The 3,905-nt window shown below is 38.9% G+C and carries 5 protein-coding genes; 3 read left to right on the forward strand and 2 right to left on the reverse strand.

The window, feature by feature from the left end:
• A partial coding sequence (locus F6K13_RS22545) for a PEP-CTERM sorting domain-containing protein (RefSeq protein WP_287288446.1) occupies positions 1-457 on the forward strand: 457 nt, incomplete at its 5' end.
• Here the strand turns inward: F6K13_RS22545 and F6K13_RS22550 are convergent.
• On the reverse strand, positions 417-581 hold the full coding sequence (locus tag F6K13_RS22550; protein WP_161564321.1) for a hypothetical protein: 165 nt from the start codon (positions 579-581) through the stop codon (positions 417-419). The genes F6K13_RS22545 and F6K13_RS22550 overlap by 41 nt on opposite strands.
• Before the next feature lie 233 nt (positions 582-814).
• On the opposite strand from F6K13_RS22550, the gene F6K13_RS22555 reads away from it, so the two are divergent.
• Entirely contained in the window at positions 815-1,300 is a 486-nt protein-coding gene (locus F6K13_RS22555) for an ankyrin repeat domain-containing protein (RefSeq protein WP_124143202.1), read from the forward strand.
• Positions 1,301-1,482: 182 nt separating this feature from the next.
• On the opposite strand, the gene F6K13_RS22560 is transcribed toward F6K13_RS22555, so the two are convergent.
• Positions 1,483-2,445, reverse strand: a complete 963-nt coding sequence (locus F6K13_RS22560; RefSeq protein WP_124143201.1) for an ROK family protein — start codon at positions 2,443-2,445, stop codon at positions 1,483-1,485.
• Positions 2,446-3,373: 928 nt separating this feature from the next.
• Between F6K13_RS22560 and F6K13_RS22565 the strand changes: the two genes are divergently transcribed.
• Positions 3,374-3,772 (forward strand): DUF5132 domain-containing protein, encoded by a 399-nt coding sequence (locus F6K13_RS22565; RefSeq protein WP_124143200.1) that lies wholly within the window; start codon positions 3,374-3,376, stop codon positions 3,770-3,772.
• Positions 3,773-3,905 lie beyond the last annotated feature (133 nt).

Genomic DNA, 3,905 nt, shown 5'->3' on the forward strand with positions numbered 1-3,905 from the left:
GTCATTTGAGAAATCAAATGACAGTAATCTAACACTTTTTCCAGTTTCTAGCCCTCTAGACTCGGCTCTCCTAACTTTGACTCTCTCTCCTATTAATTCTGGAGTTACAACAGATGTCACTGGAGTTGTTGGTGGAAAATCTATTAGTATACCTAGCATTCCTGGTATCCCTGCGGTGGGAACTACAGGTACAGTTTCTATAGATTTGCTAGACTTTGGGTTTACCTCTGCAGAGATTATCAATTCATTAGATTCTGTTACTAATACAATTCCCTGGTTTTATTATGATGATGCTGTCGTTTCTTTCGCGGAACTAGAGTTGACAGCAGAATCTGTCCCCGAACCCACAAATATTCTTGGTCTCTTGGTTACTGGTGCTATTGCTACAGGTATAGTACGGGAAAAAAACAAGAAAATTAATAGACTAACAGAGCGATCGCTGCTTCTTTTCCAGTAGCATGAGGACAAGGTGAGAGAATGACAGAAATTCTCATATCAATATTTGCCTGTTGTAGTAACTGTTGCACAACAGGTCGCACCCAGGTAGCTAATATACTTAGAGGTTGTCTGAGAAGTCTCATTTGCTACATAACGCGCCCCCGCGCATCCCCCATCCTTCAAAAGCGCAGCATCCTCTGGCTTCCCCCTTCCCAAGGGGGACGGGAGGGGGATTAATAAAGGGGGACTTTTAGCAGTTAATGGATTCTTGTTCCCCCCAGAATGGGGGGGGTAGGGGGGCAAAATTCAGTATTAAACAACTTTTCAGATATCCTCTTAACTTTAGATAAAACCAAATTATAGGAGAAAATCTAAGATGACAGAATTAATTGATGTGGTTAAAACTGGAGATATTTCTCAAGTCGAAACTTTGCTGAATGAAGGTACAGATATCGATGCTAAAGACTCGGAGGGTTCCACTCCTTTAATTGCTGCTGTGGAAGCTGGCCATATAGAAATAGTTAAAAAATTATTGGCTGCTGGCGCTGATGTCAACAATAATGATAATGATGGCTGGATGCCTTTGATGGGTGCTGCAGGTAGTGGCGATCGGAAAATTTTGCAAATTTTATTGGATGCTGGTGCTGATGTCAATGCTGCTACTAATTTTGGCTTGACTCCCTTGATGACAGCTGCTGGTAGTGGCCATATTAACGCCATTCAAATTTTGCTAGACCGGGGCGCAGATATCAAGGCTAAAGATAATAATAAATGGACTGCTTTGGTCTGGGCAAGTTCAGAAGGTCATCAAGAGGCAGTGGAATTGCTAAAGCAGGTACGCGATCGGGGAGTGTTGCGTTAGGTGGTAGGTATGGCAATAACCAGAGCGGTTAGGACTTATGCTGATGATGAATCTTAGACTAGGCAATGTTTTTTCCACTGTTGTCTGTTGCCTTTTCTCTGCTATATCTATATATAGAACCCCTGCTCTCCCTCCTTTCTCCATCTCTAAAAATTCTTTAAACTTTTCAACCGAATATGATATTATTGGTTACTCAACAACAAATCCTCAGCTAATGCCACTGCCCCCCACAAAGGTGCTTCATCACCCAATGCTGCTGGTAAAATCTCAAAATTGACTTCTGGTAAAGCAGTTTCTCTTGCTACTCGTTGTAAGGTTTCCCACAATAATTCACCTGCTTTCATCACCCCACCCCCTAAAATAAACCGTTCGGGGTTAACTAAATTAGCTACATTCCCAATACCTACTCCCAAACCCCAACCTGCTAATTCGATCGCCTTAATAGCAATTTTGTCTCCTTGCATAGCTGCTTGACTAACTTCCTGGGCAGTTATTGCTTCTAAATCATTATTTACCAAACTCCGCAAAATTTGCCCTTCTTGAGGTTGATATTGCAACTGTTCTCTTACCTGTTGGGCAATATAGGGACCTGATGCTAATCTTTCTACACAACCACGTTTACCACAAAGACAAATTGGACCTTCTGGATCGACTGTGACATGACCTATTTCTCCTGCCATACTCTGGACACCGCGCCATGGTTTGCCATTGAGAATCCAACCTCCACCTACACCTGTGCTTACAGTAATATAAAGTAAGTTGTCATATCCTTGACCAGCGCCAAAACGATGTTCTCCTAATGCTGCTACGTTGGCATCATTATCAACTATTGCGAGTGAGTTAAATTCGGTTTCTAAGATTTGCTTGAGGGGAATATTTTCCCAACCTTTTACATGATGGGATAGACGAACTGTACCTGTGGTTGCATCTACGGGACCGCCAAAACTGACTCCTATAGCAGCAGGTTTTTCGCCTTTGAGAAGGTTGTGAGAAATAGTTTGCATCATTTCAATATCTGTTTGAGCAGAAGCATGGGGAGGGGAAAAAGTTTTTTGATAGTCTTGCCAGTTTCTTTCGCCAGCATTTAATACTGCTGCTGCTAACTTTGTACCACCAAAATCAAGGGCTAAAATTTTATTTGTCATAAAATAAATCAGGTTTATTGAGGATATTTTTAAGTTCTTAAACTAGGGTTTGGAGAAAAGCTCCGGTTAAATTCATTTAATATCAAGTTTATATAATAAAGGTTTTATAGCAAAAATTCATCTACTTTGCCACAGTAAGTATTCAGCTAGCTCGCATTCAGCTTTTAGCTGTTTCATAAATAATGGATATACACTGCTCAGGTCAAGGTTAGTTGTTTTTTCAATACTTTGAATTCTCCTTAAACTTCTCAATACTAATTCCTGCTATAAAGGCAGTGAATTAATAGCTGATTGCTGAATGCTGACCGCTGAATGCTTACTTGCCACATTCTTCAGTCTTAAAATTATTTATTAAATATTTAAGTGAACTCGGTCTAAAATTTTAGTATTTTTAAAATATATGGGGTATAAGTTTCATCTTAATTTTTGTAGTTTACTCTGGGTTATTAAGTAATCTATAAATTTGTGGTTGATATAGCAGTGGAAGGAAAGGTCGCAGACAGATCGAGAGCTTAAAGCTAAGACAAAGCAATATTTTTCCGTCAGCTATCAGCTATCAGCTATCAGCTATCAGCTATCAGCTATTGCTTTTAATGAGTGATAAAAGCTTTATTGACTAAGAAACGAAAAATCTTACTATAACAGTCAGCTCTAAAGTCTATATTCATTTAAAACTCGTCCTTAAGCACAGGTTATTATTGCTGAGAGCTGACTGCTAATAGCTGAATGCTTACATTTTTCCTTCTTCCCTCTTCCCTCTTCCCTCTTCCCTCTTCCCTCTTCCTTTTTCCCTCTTTATTCTGCTATATTTTATTGTTGAAAATAAATAGCAACAAAAATTTAATAAAAAATTAATTACCCTCGTTTGTGTTTTTTTGTTATAGTTATTTTATAAGATTAATAATACTAATATCAGGAGATCATTAATATGGTAGAACAAACTAATCAAAATATACCAGAATCAGTGGTTCAAAATTTGCCTGTGGTAGCTAATCAAACCTGGCAACAAGCAACTCAAAATTTACCTCAACAAGTTAAACAAACTGTTATTCAAAATCGAGTTCCGATTGCAGTAGGTGTGGGTGCTATTGTATTAACTCCGATTATTTTACCTTTGTTAAAACCTGTAGCTAAAGCAACTATTAAAACTGGTGTTTCTTTCTTGGAAAAAACTAAAGGTGCTCTAGCAGAAACAGTAGAAATATTCGGGGATATTGTGGCGGAAGCTAAGGCAGAAGTAGCGGCAGAAGCACAACATAAATCTAACTTAAAAGCAGGTATATATTCTCAACAAGAATTGAATGCAAATAAGTCAGCAACTCCTTGAAGAAGGAGTCAGGAGACAGAAGACAGGAGACAGAATCAATTGCATAGGGATAGGAGGGCGATTAGCATTAAAGGCTCACTAGGGCAGAAAAATTAAGGGACTATTCTTCCTACTAACTCCTCCATAACTCCTA

The sequence above is a fragment of the Okeania sp. SIO2B9 genome, assembly GCF_010672505.1.
GTDB classification, from domain to species: Bacteria; Cyanobacteriota; Cyanobacteriia; order Cyanobacteriales; family Microcoleaceae; genus Okeania; species Okeania hirsuta.